Source organism: Rhizobium sp. FKY42, assembly GCF_005222835.1.
In the GTDB taxonomy this organism is placed as follows: Bacteria; Pseudomonadota; Alphaproteobacteria; order Rhizobiales; family Rhizobiaceae; genus Neorhizobium.
This window is the reverse complement of the sequence record NZ_STGA01000073.1, coordinates 138,242-156,449: the sequence shown is the minus strand read 5'-3', so window position 1 is coordinate 156,449 and position 18,208 is coordinate 138,242. Positions and strand designations below refer to the sequence as shown.

General features: G+C 57.5%; 16 protein-coding genes and 1 pseudogene. 10 read left to right on the top strand and 7 right to left on the bottom strand.

Features of this window, described 5'->3' with window-relative positions; all coding sequences use genetic code 11:
* Positions 1–85 precede the first annotated feature (85 nt).
* On the top strand, positions 86–1,549 hold the full coding sequence (locus E8M78_RS22420) for a DegQ family serine endoprotease (RefSeq protein WP_137137250.1): 1,464 nt from the start codon (positions 86–88) through the stop codon (positions 1,547–1,549).
* 9 nt (positions 1,550–1,558) lie between these two features.
* On the opposite strand, the gene E8M78_RS22415 is transcribed toward E8M78_RS22420, so the two are convergent.
* Together E8M78_RS22415 and serB are read right to left on the bottom strand one after the other, a co-directional pair.
* Entirely contained in the window at positions 1,559–2,146 is a 588-nt protein-coding gene (locus E8M78_RS22415) for a GNAT family N-acetyltransferase (protein ID WP_137137143.1), read from the bottom strand.
* Positions 2,143–3,033 (bottom strand): phosphoserine phosphatase SerB, encoded by an 891-nt coding sequence (serB, locus tag E8M78_RS22410; RefSeq protein ID WP_137137142.1) that lies wholly within the window; start codon positions 3,031–3,033, stop codon positions 2,143–2,145. Before serB ends, E8M78_RS22415 begins: the two co-directional genes overlap by 4 nt.
* Between serB and miaA the strand changes: the two genes are divergently transcribed.
* Positions 3,032–3,952, top strand: coding sequence for a tRNA (adenosine(37)-N6)-dimethylallyltransferase MiaA (miaA, locus tag E8M78_RS22405; RefSeq protein WP_170973521.1), 921 nt, complete (start codon positions 3,032–3,034; stop codon positions 3,950–3,952). The genes serB and miaA overlap by 2 nt on opposite strands.
* On the opposite strand, the gene E8M78_RS22400 is transcribed toward miaA, so the two are convergent.
* A complete protein-coding gene (locus E8M78_RS22400; protein WP_137137140.1) occupies positions 3,937–6,039 on the bottom strand; it encodes an ATP-binding protein in 2,103 nt (700 codons plus the stop codon). The genes miaA and E8M78_RS22400 overlap by 16 nt on opposite strands.
* A gap of 470 nt (positions 6,040–6,509) precedes the next feature.
* Between E8M78_RS22400 and E8M78_RS22395 the strand changes: the two genes are divergently transcribed.
* The 3 genes and pseudogenes from E8M78_RS22395 to E8M78_RS22385 all read left to right on the top strand — a co-directional run.
* A complete protein-coding gene (locus E8M78_RS22395; protein WP_137137139.1) occupies positions 6,510–8,288 on the top strand; it encodes an acetolactate synthase 3 large subunit in 1,779 nt (592 codons plus the stop codon).
* A 33-nt stretch (positions 8,289–8,321) separates the two neighbouring features.
* On the top strand, positions 8,322–8,894 hold the full coding sequence (gene ilvN / locus E8M78_RS22390) for an acetolactate synthase small subunit (RefSeq protein ID WP_137137138.1): 573 nt from the start codon (positions 8,322–8,324) through the stop codon (positions 8,892–8,894).
* A gap of 341 nt (positions 8,895–9,235) precedes the next feature.
* Positions 9,236–10,810, top strand: a pseudogene (locus tag E8M78_RS22385) (methyl-accepting chemotaxis protein); the annotation flags it as partial.
* Between the two features lie 59 nt (positions 10,811–10,869).
* On the opposite strand, the gene E8M78_RS22380 reads toward E8M78_RS22385, so the two are convergent.
* Positions 10,870–11,715, bottom strand: coding sequence for an aldo/keto reductase (locus E8M78_RS22380; RefSeq protein WP_137137137.1), 846 nt, complete (start codon positions 11,713–11,715; stop codon positions 10,870–10,872).
* 162 nt (positions 11,716–11,877) lie between these two features.
* Here E8M78_RS22380 and nthA point away from each other — a divergent pair, with 162 nt between their 5' ends.
* Genes nthA through E8M78_RS22360 form a run of 4 tightly spaced genes read left to right on the top strand, consistent with a single transcriptional unit; the run spans position 11,878 to position 14,777 of the window.
* Positions 11,878–12,576: a nitrile hydratase subunit alpha gene (nthA, locus tag E8M78_RS22375; RefSeq protein ID WP_137137249.1), complete on the top strand. Its 699-nt coding sequence runs from the start codon at positions 11,878–11,880 to the stop codon at positions 12,574–12,576.
* Positions 12,573–13,232 (top strand): nitrile hydratase subunit beta, encoded by a 660-nt coding sequence (gene nthB, locus E8M78_RS22370; RefSeq protein ID WP_137137136.1) that lies wholly within the window; start codon positions 12,573–12,575, stop codon positions 13,230–13,232. Before nthA ends, nthB begins: the two co-directional genes overlap by 4 nt.
* Positions 13,219–13,608 carry a nitrile hydratase accessory protein gene (locus E8M78_RS22365; RefSeq protein ID WP_137137135.1) on the top strand — a complete coding sequence of 130 codons (390 nt, stop codon included), beginning with the start codon at positions 13,219–13,221 and terminating at the stop codon, positions 13,606–13,608. Before nthB ends, E8M78_RS22365 begins: the two co-directional genes overlap by 14 nt.
* 44 nt (positions 13,609–13,652) lie before the next feature.
* Positions 13,653–14,777: an ATP-dependent RecD-like DNA helicase gene (locus tag E8M78_RS22360; protein WP_137137134.1), complete on the top strand. Its 1,125-nt coding sequence runs from the start codon at positions 13,653–13,655 to the stop codon at positions 14,775–14,777.
* A gap of 35 nt (positions 14,778–14,812) precedes the next feature.
* On the opposite strand, the gene E8M78_RS22355 is transcribed toward E8M78_RS22360, so the two are convergent.
* Positions 14,813–15,319 carry a DUF4405 domain-containing protein gene (locus E8M78_RS22355; RefSeq protein ID WP_137137133.1) on the bottom strand — a complete coding sequence of 169 codons (507 nt, stop codon included), beginning with the start codon at positions 15,317–15,319 and terminating at the stop codon, positions 14,813–14,815.
* Between the two features lie 110 nt (positions 15,320–15,429).
* Positions 15,430–16,110 (bottom strand): MerR family transcriptional regulator, encoded by a 681-nt coding sequence (locus E8M78_RS22350; RefSeq protein ID WP_137137132.1) that lies wholly within the window; start codon positions 16,108–16,110, stop codon positions 15,430–15,432.
* Positions 16,111–16,357: 247 nt separating this feature from the next.
* Between E8M78_RS22350 and E8M78_RS22345 the strand changes: the two genes are divergently transcribed.
* Positions 16,358–17,110, top strand: coding sequence for a pyridoxine 5'-phosphate synthase (locus E8M78_RS22345; RefSeq protein WP_137137131.1), 753 nt, complete (start codon positions 16,358–16,360; stop codon positions 17,108–17,110).
* An 83-nt stretch (positions 17,111–17,193) separates the two neighbouring features.
* On the opposite strand, the gene E8M78_RS22340 is transcribed toward E8M78_RS22345, so the two are convergent.
* Positions 17,194–18,075: an SDR family oxidoreductase gene (locus E8M78_RS22340; protein WP_137137130.1), complete on the bottom strand. Its 882-nt coding sequence runs from the start codon at positions 18,073–18,075 to the stop codon at positions 17,194–17,196.
* Positions 18,076–18,208 lie beyond the last annotated feature (133 nt).

Sequence of the window (18,208 nt, the reverse complement as noted above, 5' to 3'; positions counted from 1 at the left end):
GAGGAGCCTGACTGTGAACACCTTCCAATTATCCTTGAGGTATTCGTTGGCATCCGTTCTGGCCGTTGCGCTGACAACAAGCCCGATGGTCCCGGCATTTGCCCTGACACCCAACGTGGCCCCAAGCCCGCCAAAGATGGCGGTGACCCAGCCTGGACCGGGCTCTGTCGCCGATCTTGCGGAGGGCCTGCTGGATGCCGTCGTCAACATTTCCACTTCACAGAGTGTCAAGGGTGAGGGCGCCAGCCCGCAATCGCCGAAGGGCTCACCGTTCCAGGAATTCTTCGACGACTTTTTCGATGGTCAGGAAAAAGGTCAGGGAAACCGCAAGGTCAACTCGCTGGGCTCTGGTTTCGTCATCGATCCTTCCGGCTATGTTGTCACCAACAACCATGTCATCGAAGGCGCGGATGATATCGAAGTCATTTTTCCCAATGGTTCCAAGCTGAAGGCAAAGCTCGTCGGCACGGATACCAAGACCGACCTGTCGGTCCTGAAGGTCGAGCCAAAGGCGCCCCTCAAGGCGGTGAAGTTCGGCGATTCCAAGAAAATGCGGATCGGCGACTGGGTCATGGCCATCGGCAACCCGTTCGGGCTTGGCGGTTCGGTGACGATCGGCATTATCTCGGCGCGTGGCCGTAACATCAATGCCGGACCCTATGACAACTTCATCCAGACCGATGCCGCCATCAACAAGGGCAATTCCGGTGGCCCGCTGTTCAACATGTATGGCGAGGTGATCGGCATCAACACCGCGATCATTTCCCCAAGTGGCGGCTCGATCGGGATCGGTTTTGCGGTGCCGACAGAGCTTGCGCAGAACATCGTGCAGCAGCTTATCGAGTTTGGTGAAACCCGTCGCGGCTGGCTCGGCGTGCGCATCCAACCCGTGACGGATGAGGTTTCCGAGAGCCTGGGCCTGAAGGAAGCGCGTGGCGCTCTCGTTTCCGGCGTGATCAAGGGTGGTCCCGTCGACAACGGCACGATCAAGGCTGGTGATGTGATCATCACCTTCGACGGCAAGCAGGTCAAGGAAATGCGCGATCTTCCGCTCGCAGTCGCCGAAAGCCCTGTCGGCAAGGCAGTAGATGTCATCATCATGCGTGATGGCAAGCAACAGACCGTCAAGGTTACTCTCGGCCGTCTTGAGGATGGGGCCGAGCCCGAGACGGGTGACGATGCGCCGGCCCTTGCCGAGAAGGATCAGAAAAAGGATGGCCAGAATCAGGTGCCCCAGCCGCCACAGGATACGGTCTCCGTTCTGGGCCTCACTCTTTCCGACCTGACAGATGAACGTCAAAAAAACTTCGGCATTGCCGATAGCGTCGAAGGGGTTGTTATCACCGCCGTGCAGGCGGGTTCTCCTGCGGCGGAAAAGGGTCTGAAGGTGGGTGAAGTCATCGTGGAAGTCGGCCAGAGCTTCACGTCATCGCCGGAAGATGTCATCAACCGGATCAACGAGCTGAAGGGTGAGGGGCGCCGCAACGCGCATATGATGATTGCCGGACCGGACGGACAGTTGCGTTTCGTTGCAATCCCTCTCGAATAGAGCGGGCCTTCAGTCCCTGAAGTCGGGCATCACTGCTTCGTTCACGATTGCGTAGGTGACATGCCGTTTGAGATGCGGGTGTGTATCCGGCACGCGCGGGTGGTCAAAATCCATTTCCGGGCAGCGCCGCATGCCAATGCGCTTCATTACCGCTGTTGACCGGTGATTATTCTCTACCGCGAAGGAAACGATTGCCGCCAGATGCATCGCGCGGAAGCCGTGGCCGATCAGTGCGCTTGCGGATTCTGTGATATAACCGTTCCCCCAGAAACGGGTGGCGAGGCGCCAGCCGATCTCGATCGTCTCTTGGGGAAAGATGCCCGGCATGTTGGCCGGAGCCAGACCGCAGAAGCCCATGGCTTCGCCCGTCTCCTTCAATTCCACAGCGTAGAAGCCGAGGCCATCTTCCTTGATCATCGCGTTGACGCGATCAAACAGCGCATCGGCTTCCGCATGATTGCGGCGGAATGGGAAGAACTCCATCACCTTCGGATCTGCATTGATCTCCCGAAAAAGATCGCGGTCCTGCTCAAGCCAGCTTCGCAGAACCAGCCGCTCCGTTTCCAGAATGATCCGCGGTGCCCCACCTCCGATCATGGTGTGACGAAATCGCTTCTGCGATAGCCTTGAATGTAGAGAAGCGCTGTCAGATCCGAATGGTCTATGCGCATCTTCGCCTGCGCCGATACTGTGGGCTTTGCATGGAGCGCAACGCCGGAGCCGGCAAGGCCGAGCATGCCGAGATCATTCGCGCCATCGCCGACTGCCATTGCCTCATCCGGGGAGATCCCAAGCTTTTCAGCGATATCGTTCAGCGCGTCGACCTTGGCCTGCTTGCCGAGAATAGGTTCGGCCACTTCTCCAGTGAGGATGCCGTCTTTCTCCAGCAGAATGTTCGCACGGTTTTCATGGAAGCCTAGCATGTCTGCGATTCTGCTGGTGAAAACGGTGAAACCGCCCGATACGAGCGCGGTGTAGAAGCCTTTGGCGCGCATGGTGGCGATGAGTTCCGGCCCACCGGAGGTGAGCGTGATGCGCTTGGCAATGACATCATCCACGACCGTGATCGGGAGACCCTTCAGAAGCGCCACCCGTTCTCGCAGTGCCGGTTCAAACGCGATTTCGCCGTTCATGGCACGGGCAGTGATGGCGGATACCTGCTCCTTCAGCCCAACGACATCCGCAAGCTCATCAATACATTCCTGACCAATCATGGTGGAATCCATGTCGGCGATCAGGATCTTCTTCCGGCGCGTTTCTACATGCTGAACGACGACATCGATCGGAAGGTCGGAAAGGGCGTGGCGCAACTGCTGCTCGCTTACCGCCGCATCGGCTTCGTTGCGAAGCGCCACATCGCAGGCAATGCCATCGGCCAGCCAATAAAGACCAGCGGCGTTGACGGCTTCGGCTGCGCGTTCTCCCGCCTTGGCATCAAGAACAGGATTTGACGGATGGGCAATGAGCGTGGCAACGAGAGCCATGATGAATAACCTTCGGCAAGATTTCGAGGCCATCCTGATAACCGGGCCAACGGCGGGCGGCAAGTCGGCGCTTGCGCTATCGCTTGCCCGTCAACACAACGGTGTCGTGATCAATGCAGACAGCATGCAAGTCTACGACACGTTGCGGGTGCTGACTGCGCGCCCTTCCGAAGAGGAGATGGACGGAATTCCGCACCATCTCTACGGTCATGTGTCGGCTGTTTGCAGCTATTCGACCGGGGACTGGCTGAGAGATGTGCAGGCGCTTCTTCCCAAACTCAGAAAAGAATGCCGTTTGCCTGTGTTTGTGGGTGGCACCGGTCTCTACTTCAAGGCCCTGACTGGCGGCCTCTCCGATATGCCGGAGATCCCAGTTGAGATCCGGGATGGTTTGCGTCAGCGTCTGCTCGATGATGGGCCTGAAGCTCTCCATAACGTGCTTCGCGGCTGCGATCCCCAGCTTGCCGAGCGCCTCAACCCGACCGACGGACACCGGATTGTGCGAGGGCTGGAGGTGTTCAGTGCTACGGGCAAGTCCATTGCCTATTTCCAGCAGCAATCAGGGCCGATCATCGTCGATCCCGCTCGAAGCCGCAAGCTCGTCGTTCTTCCGGACCGTGGTCTTTTGCATGATCGTATCAACCGGCGTTTCGACATCATGCTGGCGACAGGCGCGGTCGAGGAAGTCGAGCGACTTCTTGCGCTCGATCCTCCTTCGGATGCGACGGCAATGAAAGCGATTGGCGTTGCGGAAATCGCCGCGCATCTGCGTGGAGACATGACGCGCGAAATGGTTGTCGAGCGAGGCTCGGCTTTGACGAGGCAATATGCCAAGCGCCAAATGACGTGGTTCCGCAATCAGATGGATGAAAGCTGGGAGAGATTTGACCCCTACGGCCCGGTTCAATCCTTATCGTAGAGGCTGCTCAGCGGCTTTCTGAGAAGCGAGTCCCGCAGAGAACCTTCGCGGCGCAGAAGCGTGTTGCGAACGGCCTGCACATCTTCGTTTCCATTGGAGCGTGTCTGCGCTGGGTAGGTCGGCGGGGGCTCTGGTGTAGTCTCGCGCCGCACGATGCGAGATTCGGCCGGGGCAGGCTGCTCATTGCGTGCGCCGGGAAGCATATCCGGCCGATAGGATTCCAGCCGAGGCTCGACGGGCGTCAGACGTGCTGCACCGGGAGAATAGGGAGGTGCCGGAGCCGGGCTTGAATAACGGCGCTCGACCTGTGCCTTCAGTTCCCGCTCCCAGCTTTCCACTTCCGGCTCGCTAGCCGGAGCATCCAGGCGCATGCCATCCCTCTGATCGGAAGCGCTGACACTTTTCTGGAAAGCAGAAATATCGGGGCCGCTGATTGCACGCATGCGCGTCACAATCGTCCGCAGGTCGACATTGTCCGGTGTGATCTCGCTTCCCTTGTCGGATACGCCGTTCGCTTTTGGCAGCATATCTTCGCTCAGGCGGGTGAAACGCATGCGCATGGGAACCGTGATGGCCTCGCCAAAGGCGATCGCTTCACCGTTGCCGATGGAGGAAATGAAACTCGTATTGGAGACAGACGAGTTGGGGATCGCCGAACGGATGATGTCCTGGTCGCGATCATTGGCCAGCCGCATTGCAAACACGGTCGAGCACTGGGAGAGGATCGTCTGATCCAGCTCTCCAGGGCGCTGGGTGATGACTCCCAGTGAAACGCCATATTTGCGACCTTCCTTGGCGATGCGGGCAATCGCCTGGCGGGTCGGGAAGAAGCCCAGGTCACGGTCTGCCGGAACGTAGCGATGTGCCTCTTCGCAAACCACCAACATGTGGATGGCACCGTCGCTCCACAGCGCCAACTCAAAGGCCATGCGGCACAGGATGGAGGCGACCGAATTCACGACTTCTGAAGGGATACCAGACAGCTGGAAGGTGGAAATAGGGCGATCGTCTCCTGGAATTCGGAAGATATGGGCAATGGTCTCCATGATCGTGTCATTGATCGTGTTGTTGGAGAACATGAAGTGATAGCGGGGATCGTTGATCGCCGCCATGATGCGCATCTTCAGCGAACGGAGTGCGGGCTTTTCGCTGCGACCCTCCAGGCGGCCTATACGCTCGTCGATCAGTGCCAGAAGATCGGCCATGCGGTAGGGAACAGGCGTGTCTGCTGTGACCGAGCTTCGTTCGGTCTGCCTGCGCATCAGCGAGGATTCGCTGCCACGAAAGGCTTTCTTGGCTTCCGGAATCAGGTCTCGCAGGATGTCCAGTTCTTCGGCTACGGCCGGGCGTCCGCGAAATACAATTTCGGAGAATTCGTCCAGACGCATCAGCCAGAAGGGCAGGTCCAGATTGTCCGTGTCTATGACCACGGCATGGTCTGGAAATGCGGCGGCGAACTCGTTGTGCGGATCCAGAATGAGAACACGCAGCTTGGGGTCGATTTCAATCGCCTTGTGCAGAAGCAGCGAGACGGCGGTGGACTTGCCAACGCCGGTGGAGCCAACGATGGCGAAATGCTTGGAAAGCATCGAAGGGATGTGTATCGCTGCGTCGATGCTTTCGTCCTGCGTCAGCTTTCCGACCACACAGGTATCCGCCTTGCCGGTATCATAGATGCGAACGAGGTCGGCGGAGCGAATTCGATGGGCGATGGCGCCGAGATAGGGATAGGCGGAAATGCCGCCGCTGAACTCTTCGCGCCCGTCCGGTCCGACGCGCACTTCTCCGAGCAGTTCGACCTCGACGTGGAATTCGTTGTCGCGCGTTTCGCCCCATTGGTTCCCGGCTGTTGCCATGGAGCAGGTGAGGGCAACGACGCGGTTCGTTCCGACGCTGATGGAAATCAACCGGCCGACTGACCACAGTTCGGAGAGCTCGGTCGAGCCACCTTCGGTCACTGCCGAGATTGTCGCGCGTGATCCCGTGCAGGCAACGACGCGACCGAGCAAGCGGTTGCCGGGGTGCATCCCGTCTCGCCGTTCCTGCTCTCCAGCCGATGCCGATTTTTGAAGGTCGTTATTGCGCAAGGAGTGGCCTCTGTCATCAGGCTATGACCGGATATCATCATCCTCGGATGGAATAATGCTTAATTTCCATGACCATAGTGATCCGGCCTTAACAAGTCCTTTCCGCTCTGTGACACACGCTTCGTTTTTGAACATCATAATGGACCGTACGCTTGCAGACAGCTGAGGTGGACGGGCCTCATCCGCATGGTTCAAGAGCGCTGGTCAAGTTGGCGAGAAATGCGGCGAAAACGGCTGGCCAAGCGGCCATTTCTTGCTCAATTGCATTGACGTTGCGAAATTTTATGGCTAACAGTTTCGCCCATGATCGTATCAAACGCACTTATCGTGGTGGGAAGGCGCATGGGCAGGATGGTGTAACCATCCGGCGAAAGCACCCATGCGCTACCGAAGGCTCCTCAAGGGGCCTTTTTTTATGCCTTCAATCAGGCCCTGCGGCCGCTTCGAAAACAGCAGAAACGGATTTGGACATGACGGGTACAGAGAATAGAATGACAGGGGCGGAGATCGTTCTGAAGGCCCTGAAAGATAATGGCGTCGAGCATATTTTCGGCTATCCCGGCGGCGCCGTGCTTCCGATCTATGACGAGATCTTTCAGCAGGACGACATTCAGCACATTCTCGTCCGTCACGAGCAGGGTGCCGGACATGCTGCCGAAGGCTATGCGCGTTCCACCGGCAAGGTCGGCGTCATGCTGGTCACCTCCGGTCCCGGCGCCACCAATGCGGTAACGCCGCTGCAGGACGCCCTGATGGATTCGATCCCGTTGGTCTGCCTGACTGGCCAGGTCCCTACCACGCTGATCGGCTCCGATGCGTTTCAGGAATGCGATACGGTTGGTATCACGCGCCCTTGCACCAAGCACAATTGGCTGGTCAAGGATGTGAACGAGCTGGCCGGTATCATTCATGAAGCATTCCGGATCGCGCAGTCGGGTCGCCCCGGTCCGGTCGTTGTCGATATTCCGAAGGACATCCAGTTCGCCACCGGCACCTATACGCCGAAGACGAACGATGCTGTCGAGAAGAGCTACCAGCCGAAAGTTCAGGGTGATCTCAATGCCATTCGCGCCGCTGTTGAATTGATGGCAACCGCCCGTCGTCCGATCCTCTACACTGGCGGCGGCGTCATCAATTCTGGTCCGGAAGCGACCCGGTTGCTGCGGGAACTGGTTGAGCTGAGCGGCTTCCCGATCACATCCACACTGATGGGTCTCGGTGCCTATCCGGCATCTGGCCCAAACTGGCTCGGAATGCTGGGCATGCACGGTTCCTATGAAGCCAACATGGCCATGCATGATTGTGACGTCATGGTCTGCATCGGCGCGCGCTTCGACGACCGTATCACGGGCCGTTTGAATGCCTTCTCGCCGAACTCGCGCAAGGTTCACATCGATATCGATCCGTCCTCGATCAACAAGAATGTTCGGGTTGATGTTCCGATCGTCGGCGATGTCGGTCGTGTTCTGGAAGATATGGTTCGTGTCTGGCGGGCACTGGCAAACAAGCCGGAGAAGGCGCAGACGGCAGACTGGTGGGACCAGATCAATCGCTGGCGCGCCCGTAAGTCCTTTGCCTACAAGAATTCCAACGATGTCATCATGCCGCAATACGCTATCCAGCGGCTCTATGAGGCATCCAAGGGGCGCGAGACCTTCATCACCACGGAAGTTGGTCAGCATCAGATGTGGGCGGCCCAGTTCTTCGGTTTCGAAGCGCCGAACCGCTGGCTGACCTCGGGCGGCCTGGGAACGATGGGCTATGGTTTGCCGGCGGCGATTGGTGCGCAGGTTGCCCATCCGGAAGCGCTTGTCATCGATATTGCAGGCGATGCCTCGATCCAAATGTGCATTCAGGAAATGTCCTGCGCCATTCAGTACAATCTGCCGGTCAAGATCTTCATCTTGAACAATCAGTATATGGGCATGGTGCGCCAGTGGCAGCAGCTTCTGCATGGTAACCGTCTGTCCAACTCCTATACGGAAGCCATGCCGGACTTCGTGAAGCTGGCCGAAGCCTATGGGGCCGTGGGCATGTATTGCGACAATCCGGCCGAGCTGGATGACAAGATTGCCGAAATGATCGAAGTCAAGCGGCCAGTCATCTTCGATTGCCGCGTTGCTAATCTCGCAAACTGCTTCCCGATGATTCCATCGGGCAAGGCTCATAACGAGATGTTGCTGCCGGACGAGGCAACCGACGAAGCCGTTGCGACCGCCATTGACGCGAAGGGGCGGCAGCTCGTTTAAGAGCTGCCAGGAACAGGATCAGGGAACATACTCATGAACGCACATCTTCAACCCACCGGTTCGGCCTACTTCATTCAACAGGAAACGGCGAAGCAGGAGCGGCATACGCTTTCGGTTCTCGTCAGCAACGAGCCGGGGGTTCTGGCCCGCGTGATCGGCCTTTTCTCCGGGCGGGGCTATAACATCGAAAGTCTCACCGTTTCGGAGACAGAGCATGAGGCGCATCTGTCGCGCATCACGATCGTAACCAGCGGTACGCCGAGCGTTCTCGAACAGATCAAGTCGCAGCTGGATCGGATCGTGCCGGTTCACCGCGTCGTTGATCTGACAGTGCGTGCAACGCAGCTGGGTCAGGAGCGTCCGATTGAACGCGAAGTGGCGCTGGTAAAGGTTGCAGGTGAAGGCGAACAGCGTGCCGAGACTTTGCGCCTTGCTGACGCATTCCATGCCAAGGTGGTGGACGCCACGGTTTCGCATTTCATCTTCGAGATCACCGGCAAGTCTTCCAAGATCGACCAGTTCGTTGCCATCATGAAACCGCTCGGCCTGACCGAAGTCTGCCGTACCGGTATTGCCGCAATGAATCGCGGTCCTCAGGGAATGTAAGGTTTCGCTAAATATGTTTTCGACCCGTCAGGCTTATTGCTTGCCGGGTCGAGAATCGCGCCTAGGTAAAGCGTCGGGTCTTCCAATGCGACACATAATCATCTTTTTAGGTTTTGCTTATGAAGATGATTGGTGCTTGGAAAATCTCCATCGTTACCTGTGGGAATGATATCCCGCAGCATCCTTGGTGCGCGCTCGATCATGATGCTCATGCCGCCGATCGGGCGGAATTTCGCGCGACCTAAGAAGACGCCAAGATAACGCTCTATGAGCGACTGGATGCAGCAGCGCTGCTGACGCCGGAGGACGCTTCGGACATCAACGCCTTCAATCAGCGTGCCGTTGAGATATTCGCAATTCTCGACAAGGCATTTGCCGCGCTCGATAGGGGTCAGCGTCCGTCGGCCATGGCTTTGCTCGCCCAGTCGGATGCAAAGGTGAAGCAGTGGCGGGATGATCTGCGGACGTGGAACAATGCCAATCTTGTAGCGCTGCGCAATGAAAGTAACAGGCTGAAGCAGCAGGCAGACAGCACAATCCTGATGACGCTGGCCGGTTTGGCGCTTCTTTTCGGCCTGGGGCTTGTGGGCGCGCAAATCGTTGCGGCGCGTGGCATCAACAGACCGATTGCAGGGCTTCAACGCCGCATGGTCAGCCTGGCTGGCGGTGAGGTTTCCGAACCGGTCGATGGCATTGATCGCAAGGATGAGATCGGCGCCATGGCCAAGGCGGTGTCCGTGTTCCGTGACAATGCCGTTGAGCGCCTGCGACTGGAAACGGAAGCCGCGGCCAATCGCAGTCTTTCCGAGCAGGAGCGACTGGCGCGTGAGGCTCAGAAGGCACAGGAGGCGGCAGACATCCAGTTTGCGGTCGACCATCTTGCCGCAGCCCTAACCCGCCTGTCGGAAGGCGATGTTTCGCACCGGATCGACCACGCCTTCGTGCCAAGCCTCGATGGTATTCGCCGCAGCTATAATGATTCAGCCGCCAAGCTTGAGGATGCGCTGATGCGCGTGGCGTAGAATGCGCGCGTGATCGATGGCGGTGCCAACGAGATCCGCGCATCTGCTGATGATCTGGCAAAGCGAACGGAGCAGCAGGCGGCCTCGGTGGAAGAGACTGCAGCTGCGCTGGAGCAGATCACCACTGCCGTCAAGGATTCAACGCGCCGCGCTCAGGAGGCCGGTTCATTGGTGGCACATACCAAGGCAGAGGCAGAACGATCCGGCGAGGTTGTTCGGCGGGCGGTTGTTGCCATGCAGCAGATCGAGAAGTCCTCATCCGAGATTTCGAGCATCATCAGCGTCATTGATGAAATCGCATTCCAGACTAATTTGCTGGCGTTGAATGCGGGCGTTGAAGCGGCACGGGCGGGCGAAGCAGGCAAAGGCTTTGCCGTCGTGGCGCAGGAGGTGCGCGAACTTGCGCAGCGTTCGGCCAGTGCTGCAAAGGATATCAAGGGGCTTATCACAGCGTCGAACGAGCATGTTCAGTCAGGGGTTGCTCTTGTAGGACAAACGGGTGAAGCACTCACCAAGATTTCAACGGAAGTTGTCGAGATCAATGGTCATGTCAGTGCCATTGTCGAGGCGGCGCAGGAGCAGTCCTCCGGTCTTCAGCAGATCAATACAGCTGTGAACCAGATGGATCAGGACACCCAGAAGAATGCTGCCATGGTGGAGGAAACCAATGCTGCAAGCCACTCGCTGGCTCGCGAGTTGACGGCGCTGGCGCAGTTGCTGGCTCAGTTCCGCCTCTCTGAGGCAGGACGCAGCTCTGTTCCCGCTCAAGCGGTTGTGGCTGCAGTTGCCCGACCGGCGCTGGTCGTGTCTTCCCCCGCGCGCAGCCTAGGTCGAAAGGTGGCGGCCGCCTTCTCGGGCCGATCAGCTGCAGCCGAGAGCTGGGAAGAGTTTTGATAGCACCGGAAGACTCAAAGCGACGGCGGGCTTGATGCCCGCCGTTCGTCATTGAGCCGTCATTTCATTTCCAAAGGCTTCTTGCTGGCAGGCGGGGGCAATGCCCGATCCAGTTCCGCCCAGTCCTCGTCCGAGATCTCCAGATCCACGGCTTCGTTCAGTTCCCGAATACGATCCGGCCTGCTGGTTTTCGGGATTGCCAGCACGCCATCGCGTTCGAGAACGAAGGCCAAGGCAATCTGCGCTGGAGTCGCCTGGTAGGCTTTCGATAGCCGGATGATTTCCTTGTGGTGCAGCAGATCACCCTGTCCGAGCGGCGAATAGGCCATGACGGGTAGTCCGCGTTCTTGGCACCATGGCAGGAGATCGAATTCTATGCCACGACGAGCCGCGTTATAGAGCACCTGATTGGCGGCGCAGTTTTCCGCTCCCGGAATGGAAAACAGCTCTTCCATGTCGTCAACATCGAAGTTCGATACGCCCCAAGCGCCGATCAGTCCCTGCTGGCGCAGGATTTCCATGCCCGCGACCGTTTCTGTCAGAGGCACGTCACCCCGCCAGTGGAGGAGATAGAGGTCTATCTTGTCGATGGCCAACCGTTCTAGGCTGCGGGCGCAGGCATCCTGTACCCCTTGTGTGCTGGCGTTCCAGGGATAGACCTTACTCACCACGAATGCCTTGTCGCGGCAGCCGCGCAAGGCCGCACCCACCACCAGTTCGGCTCCGCCTTCGCCATACATTTCGGCGGTATCGACGACGCTCCAGCCGGCTTCAAGAGCGGCGCGAATGCTCTCGACCTCGTTTGGTACAGTCTCGGGATCTTCCCCCATTTTCCAGGTGCCGATGCCCAAGGCGGGAACCGTGATGGAACTCGGAAAGCTGACGGTTGGCAGATCATCACGCATGGGGAATCCTGAAGGCTAGGCAAAGACATGCGTCAGTATGGTGTTACTTCACCCATCAAAATCAAGCGCGATTCGATCAATTGTACAAATTGGTATCTCTTCAAGAACTTGCTTATGATTGATTCCGCCGAGAAGCGGCGGCTGGAAAATTCGCAGGTGACCATGCACATAATCGACGACCACCATCATGAGCATGAGCATGAGCATGAGCATGAGCATGAGCATGAGCATGAGCATCACCACGACAATCGCTACTCCGACATGGAAGCCCGCGTTCGGGCGCTAGAAACAGTGCTCACTGAAAAGGGGCTGATCGATCCTGCGGCGATCGATGCGATTGTCGAGACTTACGAGACAAAGGTCGGGCCACGCAATGGCGCGCAGGTGGTGGCGCGGGCTTGGGTCGATGCCGAATTTGCCGATTGGCTGAAGCGTGATGCAACGGCAGCTATTGCCAGCCTTGGTTTCACGGGCCGGCAGGGCGAACATATGCGAGCTGTCTTCAACACGCCTGATACGCACAATCTCGTCGTCTGTACGCTCTGCTCCTGTTATCCCTGGTCAGTCCTTGGGCTGCCTCCCGTATGGTACAAGGCGCCAGCCTATCGTTCCCGTGCCGTTATGGATCCACGTGGCGTGCTTGCCGAATTCGATGTGGTTCTTCCTGAAGCTACGAAGATCCGGATCTGGGATTCGACTGCGGAACTGCGTTATCTTGTCATTCCCATGCAGCCAGTGGGTAGCGAAGGCATGGATGTCGAGCAGCTGGCAGATCTGGTCACGAGAGACTCGATGATCGGGACAGGGCTTGCTCTTTCGCCTCAAGCAACATCGTGTGCGCCCGAAGGAAGTTCGCAATGAACGGCCCGCACGATCTGGGTGGCCAGATGGGTTTTGGCCCTGTAGCTCCGGAAATGGATGAGCCATATTTTCATGCCGAATGGGAAAAGCGTGCTCTGGGCATCACGCTTTCCTGCGGCGCATTTGGCGCATGGTCCATTGATGAAAGCCGCCATACGCGGGAGTGCATTCCACCCGCGGCCTATCTTTCTGCCAGCTACTACGAAATCTGGATCCGGGCGCTGGAAGCCTTGCTGGAGCGTCACGGTTTTGCAAGTCCGACCGAAATCGATGAAGGGCGAGCCCGCGTGGAGCCGGTAAAGCCAAAGCGAATCCTGACCGCAGACAAGGTTGACGCAGTGCTGGCGAAGGGTGGCCCTTGCGACCGGCCGGTCGAGACGCCACCATTCTTCGTGGTTGGTCAAAAGGTGCGCACCATCAATGAGCACCCGCTGCATCATACGCGCCTGCCGCGCTACGCCCGAGACAAGATCGGCGTTGTTGAAGCTGTGCAAGGTTCTTTCGTCTTCCCCGATTATAATGCCCACGGGCGTGGGGAGAATCCGCAATGGGTCTACACAGTGGTGTTCGAGGGGCGGGATATCTGGGGCAGGGGCAGCGCGCCCGGACTTCAAGTCTCTATCGATGCCTGGGAGAGCTATCTTGAGCCAGTGTGAGACGCCAAGTATTTTGACCCAATCCGAAGGTCTGCCGCGGTCGCTTGAAGGCGATCCGGTTTTTGCGGAGCCCTGGCAGGCGCAGGCTTTCGCCATGACCGTTCATCTGCATGAAAAAGGGCTCTTTACCTGGCCGGAGTGGGCGAAATGCCTGTCCCGTGAAGTGCATCGCCCTGATCGATCCTCGGATGGCCGCGATTATTTCGACGCCTGGGTTGCTGCACTTTGTCATTTGTTGGCTGATAAGGGGGTGGCTACGCCGGAAACGCTTCTCGCCCTTCAGCGCAGCTGGCAGAGAGCTGCCGAAGCCACGCCGCACGGCATGTCCATAGACCTTGCAAACGATCCAATTCGCGGGTCGACATCTGCCTCGTGAGGAATTGAGGTTGCTATTCTGTTCCGAATCCCGGAAAGAGAGGCATGCAATTCGCACCCCAGCAGGATGAGGCCCTCAAGGCGGTCTCCAAATGGTTGAAAGAAGGCCGCAGCCAGGTCTTTCGTCTGTTCGGTTATGCCGGAACGGGTAAGACCACGCTTGCCAAGCACTTCGCTGAAAACGTCGATGGCGATGTTCTGTTCGCTGCCTTCACGGGCAAGGCGGCGCAGGTGCTGCGTTCGCGTGGTGCGTCCAATGCCAAGACGATCCATTCGCTGATCTATCGTCCGCGCGGCGAAGAGGCCGTCGAAGACGAGGAAACCGGCAAGACCTCCATCGCGCCGATGTTCTCCATCAACCGGCAGAGCCCGGTGGCGAAAGCCGCGCTCATCATCATCGATGAGTGCTCGATGGTGGATGAGCAGCTTGGCCGCGATCTGATGAGCTTCGGGACGCCTATTCTCGTTCTCGGAGATCCCGGTCAGTTGCCGCCTGTAACGGGTGGTGGTTTCTTCACTGAGCAGGAGCCGGATTACCTTCTGACCGAGATCCACCGTCAGGCGCGAGACAATCCAATCATCCAGCTTGCCATGCAGGTACGTGAAGGCCGTGAGATCATGCACGGCGATTACGGTACAGCACAGGTGATCTCACGCCACGACGTGAACCAGACACTGGTGCTGGAGGCCGATCAGGTTCTTGTCGGCACCAACAAGACGCGCCGACGTTACAACCAGCGTCTGCGTGAGCTGAAGGGCTTCAATCTTCCCTATCCGCAATCCGGCGATAAGCTGGTTTGCCTGCGCAATGATCCGGCCAAGGGGCTGCTGAATGGTTCATTGTGGCAGGTGATGAGTTCGTCGCGCGAGACCGTGAAGCCGGGCATCAACCTGATGATCCGGCCGGAAGACGACGATATGAATCGCGGTGCCGCCAAGATCAAATTGCTGAAGCAGGCCTTCGAAGAAGAAGGGGAAATCCCCTGGACCACCAAGAAGCGTTATGACGATTTCGATTTCGGTTATGCGCTGACGGTCCACAAGGCGCAAGGCTCGCAGTGGAATAATGTCGTACTGTTCGACGAGAGCTGGGCTTTCCGCGATACACGTGAGCGCTGGCTGTATACTGCGATCACGCGAGCTGCCGAGACCATCACGATCGTCCGCTGATTCGTGTCAACGGACGATGTCTGAGCAAAAGGCGGCTACTTCGCCTTCATCTTTGAAAGCGCGGTTATCATGTCGCGATCGCTCTTGCCGGACTGCTGTGCAATTGTGGAAAGAGGAAGGTCTGTCACGGCGGCAGTGAAGCCAGCCTGCTTGAGCATGGCGATGACTTCCTCTTCGGATCTCCCAGCCATGGCAGAAATATGCGCGGGTTTTGCAGCGTTCAGCAACCTGACGATTCCCAGGATTGGATTACCACCAGATTCGCCGCCCCCGCCCATGGGTATAAGGAACGGAACGCAGGCAATCACCGAAACCGCCAGAGCAATCGCCATCGGGGTTCGTTTGAAGTAGGCCATCATTGGGCGCCAGTTCTTCCAGATGTGCAGCACGAACGGCACAATCAGCACCATGCTGAGCCATTCATGGATTCCGTGAAAGCCTGTCGGTCCCCAGTGGAAAAAGAGAGCTACACCCGAGATCAACGAAACGAGGAACAGTCCCGTGATAAAAGGCGTCGCGTAACGCATCAAATAAGAAACCATGCAGTGTACCCCCGATTAAAATCATTTCATCGGTAGATTCACATCGCGGATTCGTCACGTTACATTTTCGAAAGATTCTAAAGAGTGCCAGGTTGCTCCCTTCGCTCCGCTCAATGGGGCAGTATGCCGAGTATCAGCGCTTTTGCTGCCGCCTGATACCGGTTTGCCACGCCAAGCTTGGATATCAGTTGCTCCTCCAGATCGGTCAGTTCAGATGACGAAATCCCCAGCTTCTCAGCCAAGCGACCGCCTTTGTAACCTTCCGTCAAAAGCAGAAGGCAGTCTCGCTCTCCATCCGTGAGCGCAGGCAGGCTTTCATGCTTACAGGGCAAACTGTTAGACACGCCGTCAGTGAATGTTCTGATCTGCTGGAGTTGTCGGTGGAGGGTGGACAGTTCGCTTGCCAGTTCGCGTTTTCGCGTTTCAAGAGCCGTCTTGAACAGGAGGTCCGCTTCCTGCTGAGTCTGTGCCTCGGCAATCTGCAACATAAGCTCCTGAATTGATGCCAGGGACAGTCCCATTTCACGGCATGCAGAGATGATCGACATTCGCCGGATGCAATCCGCGCCGTAGACCCGCATGGCACCAAGCCGGTGAGGGCTAATCAGGCCCTTCTCCTCGTAGAAGTGCAGAGTCCTGTGCGTTACGCCGAACAGATCGGCCATTTCGGCAATCGCCAATGGTGCATCTGCCGCTATTGCTGCATCCGTCAGCGTCGGCAGAAAGTCGTAATTACCATTTCCTCCCAGTGATGCTGTTCCTGTTCGTGTATCAAAGATAGTATTTCGCACGAATTCCGCCTCCTCATGCGAATGATCTCGCAGTTGCGAGATAATTATAAACAATACTCCTTTTACCCACTTTACTGTTACTATGAATACAACTTAGCATTTTCGACAAATTGCGATACTACCAATCTATCATCACAAGAAATGATAGGATGTTCAGTTTTTAGCGTATGCCCGGGGTCTGTTCGTCATTGCAGGCGATCGGGGGTTTGGGCTAGAAAAATCCTGTTCATTTCAGGGAAAAAAAACGATGCCCGCCAAGCTTTCAGTCAATCTCAATGCCGTCGCCATGCTTCGCAATCGCCGGGATCTCCCATGGCCGAATGTAGCGCATCTCGGCAGGATCGCGCTTCAGGCTGGCGCCTATGGGGTGACGGTGCATCCGCGGCCAGACCAGCGGCATATTCGTTTCAGTGATCTTCCTGTTCTGCGGGCTTTGATTGACGATGAGTTCCCGCAGGCTGAGTTCAATATTGAAGGTTACCCCAGCGAGGATTTTCTGCAGCTTTGTGAGAAAACGCAGCCGGAGCAGGTCACGCTGGTGCCGGATGATCCAACGCAGGCAACATCTGACCACGGCTTCAACTTCCGTACACAGGGCGAGTTGTTGAAGCCAGTTATCGCCCGTTTGAAAGCCGGAGGTATGCGCGTTTCGGTGTTCGCTGATGGTGACGGGGATGTAGAAGCGGTGAAACTTGCGAAAGCAACCGGCGCCGATCGCATTGAGCTTTATACCGGTCCATACGGCGGTTGCTTTGATGATCCGCAGGCGGGAGAGCAGCAATTGATGCTTCTTGCGCAGACGGCAAATGCGGCATTGGCTGAGGGCTTGGGTGTCAACGCTGGCCACGATCTGACGGTTGCCAACTTGCCGCCGCTTGTACGAAGCATTCCGCATCTGGCGGAAGTCTCAATCGGTCATGGTCTCACCGCGGATGCTCTGGAGTTTGGCATGGCGGAAACGGTGCGTCGTTTCCGCAGGGCCTGCGGCGAGTCGGTCTGAAGCGCAGCACTATCAAGTTCCGGCAATGGACCGGCGGGCGGTGGGCATCCGCCGCCGGTACCATGTGCTCACCGGTTGCAGGGTCAGCCAAGTGCTGCCTTGTTCTTCTCAAAGAAGTCGGCAACAGTTTCCGGCTTGCGGCCGGTAAGCCTTTCGAAATCGTTGCTCACCAGATCAAAGTTTCCGGCGCGGATGTTGGCTTCTGTCGATACGAGCATCTCCACCAGAAAGCCCGGCAGCCCGGCTTCAGCCATACCACCTGCCAATTGCTCATCATTGATCTGCACGACTGCAAGCGGCTTGCCCGTAGTGTTTGAAACAATCTCGGCGATTTGTTCGACCGTGAGGGATTCTGGGCCTGTCAAGGTCAGTATCGCGTTGCCTTCCGGCGGTGAGGCAAGCGCAGCCGCTGCGCCTGCTGCGCAGTCCTGTCGTGAGATATTGGCCAGTTTGCCGCCACCTTGCGAGGTGTACCAGGTGCCGACCGCCAGGTTTTGCGGCAGGCTCATGAAGTAGTTTTCAATATACCAGGAATTGCGCAGGATGGTGTAGCGTAGGCCGCTGGCCTTGATTGCTGCCTCTGTGTCCAGATGATCCGGTGCAAAGCTGATCAACGATTTGTCCGGATTTGGCATGGATGTATAGAGGACATGGCCGACACCTGCTTTGACTGCGGCCTTGACTGCTGCCGTATGCTGCTGCGCACGTATGCTTGGCGTGGACAACTCCCCGCTTGAAATGATCAGGACACGATCGACGCCTGAGAATGCCGCTTCCATGCTGGCTGGGTCATTGAAGTCGACGCGGCGCGTCTCGATACCCTTGGCAGGCAGATCCGCCAGATTTGCCAACTCACGGCTACCCGCGATGATCTGCGACGGTGCCAACTTGGCCTGCTGCAGCAGTTCGATGATCACAGCCCTGCCGAGTTGGCCCGAGGCGCCGGTTACGAGAACTTTCGTCATGGGAATTCCTTCCGCTTGGGGCCGTATCTGCAGCCCGGGTGAAGCTCTCAATTTGAGAGTTGCGCTAAAATAGGAATTGACGAGACGCTGTAAAGAAGGCAGTTTCTCGGGAGCAAGTTACCAAAAGGGAACC

What these genes read in the sequence shown, in the direction of transcription:
- E8M78_RS22420 (WP_137137250.1), top strand. Translation starts at nt 86, where the DNA reads ATGGTCCCGGCATTTGCCCTGACACCCAACGTGGCCCCAAGCCCGCCA.
- E8M78_RS22415 (WP_137137143.1), bottom strand. Translation starts at nt 2,146, where the DNA reads ATGATCGGAGGTGGGGCACCGCGGATCATTCTGGAAACGGAGCGGCTG.
- miaA (WP_170973521.1), top strand. Translation starts at nt 3,032, where the DNA reads ATGATGAATAACCTTCGGCAAGATTTCGAGGCCATCCTGATAACCGGG.
- serB (WP_137137142.1), bottom strand. Translation starts at nt 3,033, where the DNA reads ATGGCTCTCGTTGCCACGCTCATTGCCCATCCGTCAAATCCTGTTCTT.
- E8M78_RS22395 (WP_137137139.1), top strand. Translation starts at nt 6,510, where the DNA reads ATGACGGGTACAGAGAATAGAATGACAGGGGCGGAGATCGTTCTGAAG.
- ilvN (WP_137137138.1), top strand. Translation starts at nt 8,322, where the DNA reads ATGAACGCACATCTTCAACCCACCGGTTCGGCCTACTTCATTCAACAG.
- E8M78_RS22380 (WP_137137137.1), bottom strand. Translation starts at nt 11,715, where the DNA reads ATGCGTGATGATCTGCCAACCGTCAGCTTTCCGAGTTCCATCACGGTT.
- nthA (WP_137137249.1), top strand. Translation starts at nt 11,878, where the DNA reads ATGCACATAATCGACGACCACCATCATGAGCATGAGCATGAGCATGAG.
- nthB (WP_137137136.1), top strand. Translation starts at nt 12,573, where the DNA reads ATGAACGGCCCGCACGATCTGGGTGGCCAGATGGGTTTTGGCCCTGTA.
- E8M78_RS22360 (WP_137137134.1), top strand. Translation starts at nt 13,653, where the DNA reads ATGCAATTCGCACCCCAGCAGGATGAGGCCCTCAAGGCGGTCTCCAAA.
- E8M78_RS22355 (WP_137137133.1), bottom strand. Translation starts at nt 15,319, where the DNA reads ATGGTTTCTTATTTGATGCGTTACGCGACGCCTTTTATCACGGGACTG.
- E8M78_RS22345 (WP_137137131.1), top strand. Translation starts at nt 16,358, where the DNA reads ATGCCCGCCAAGCTTTCAGTCAATCTCAATGCCGTCGCCATGCTTCGC.
- E8M78_RS22340 (WP_137137130.1), bottom strand. Translation starts at nt 18,075, where the DNA reads ATGACGAAAGTTCTCGTAACCGGCGCCTCGGGCCAACTCGGCAGGGCT.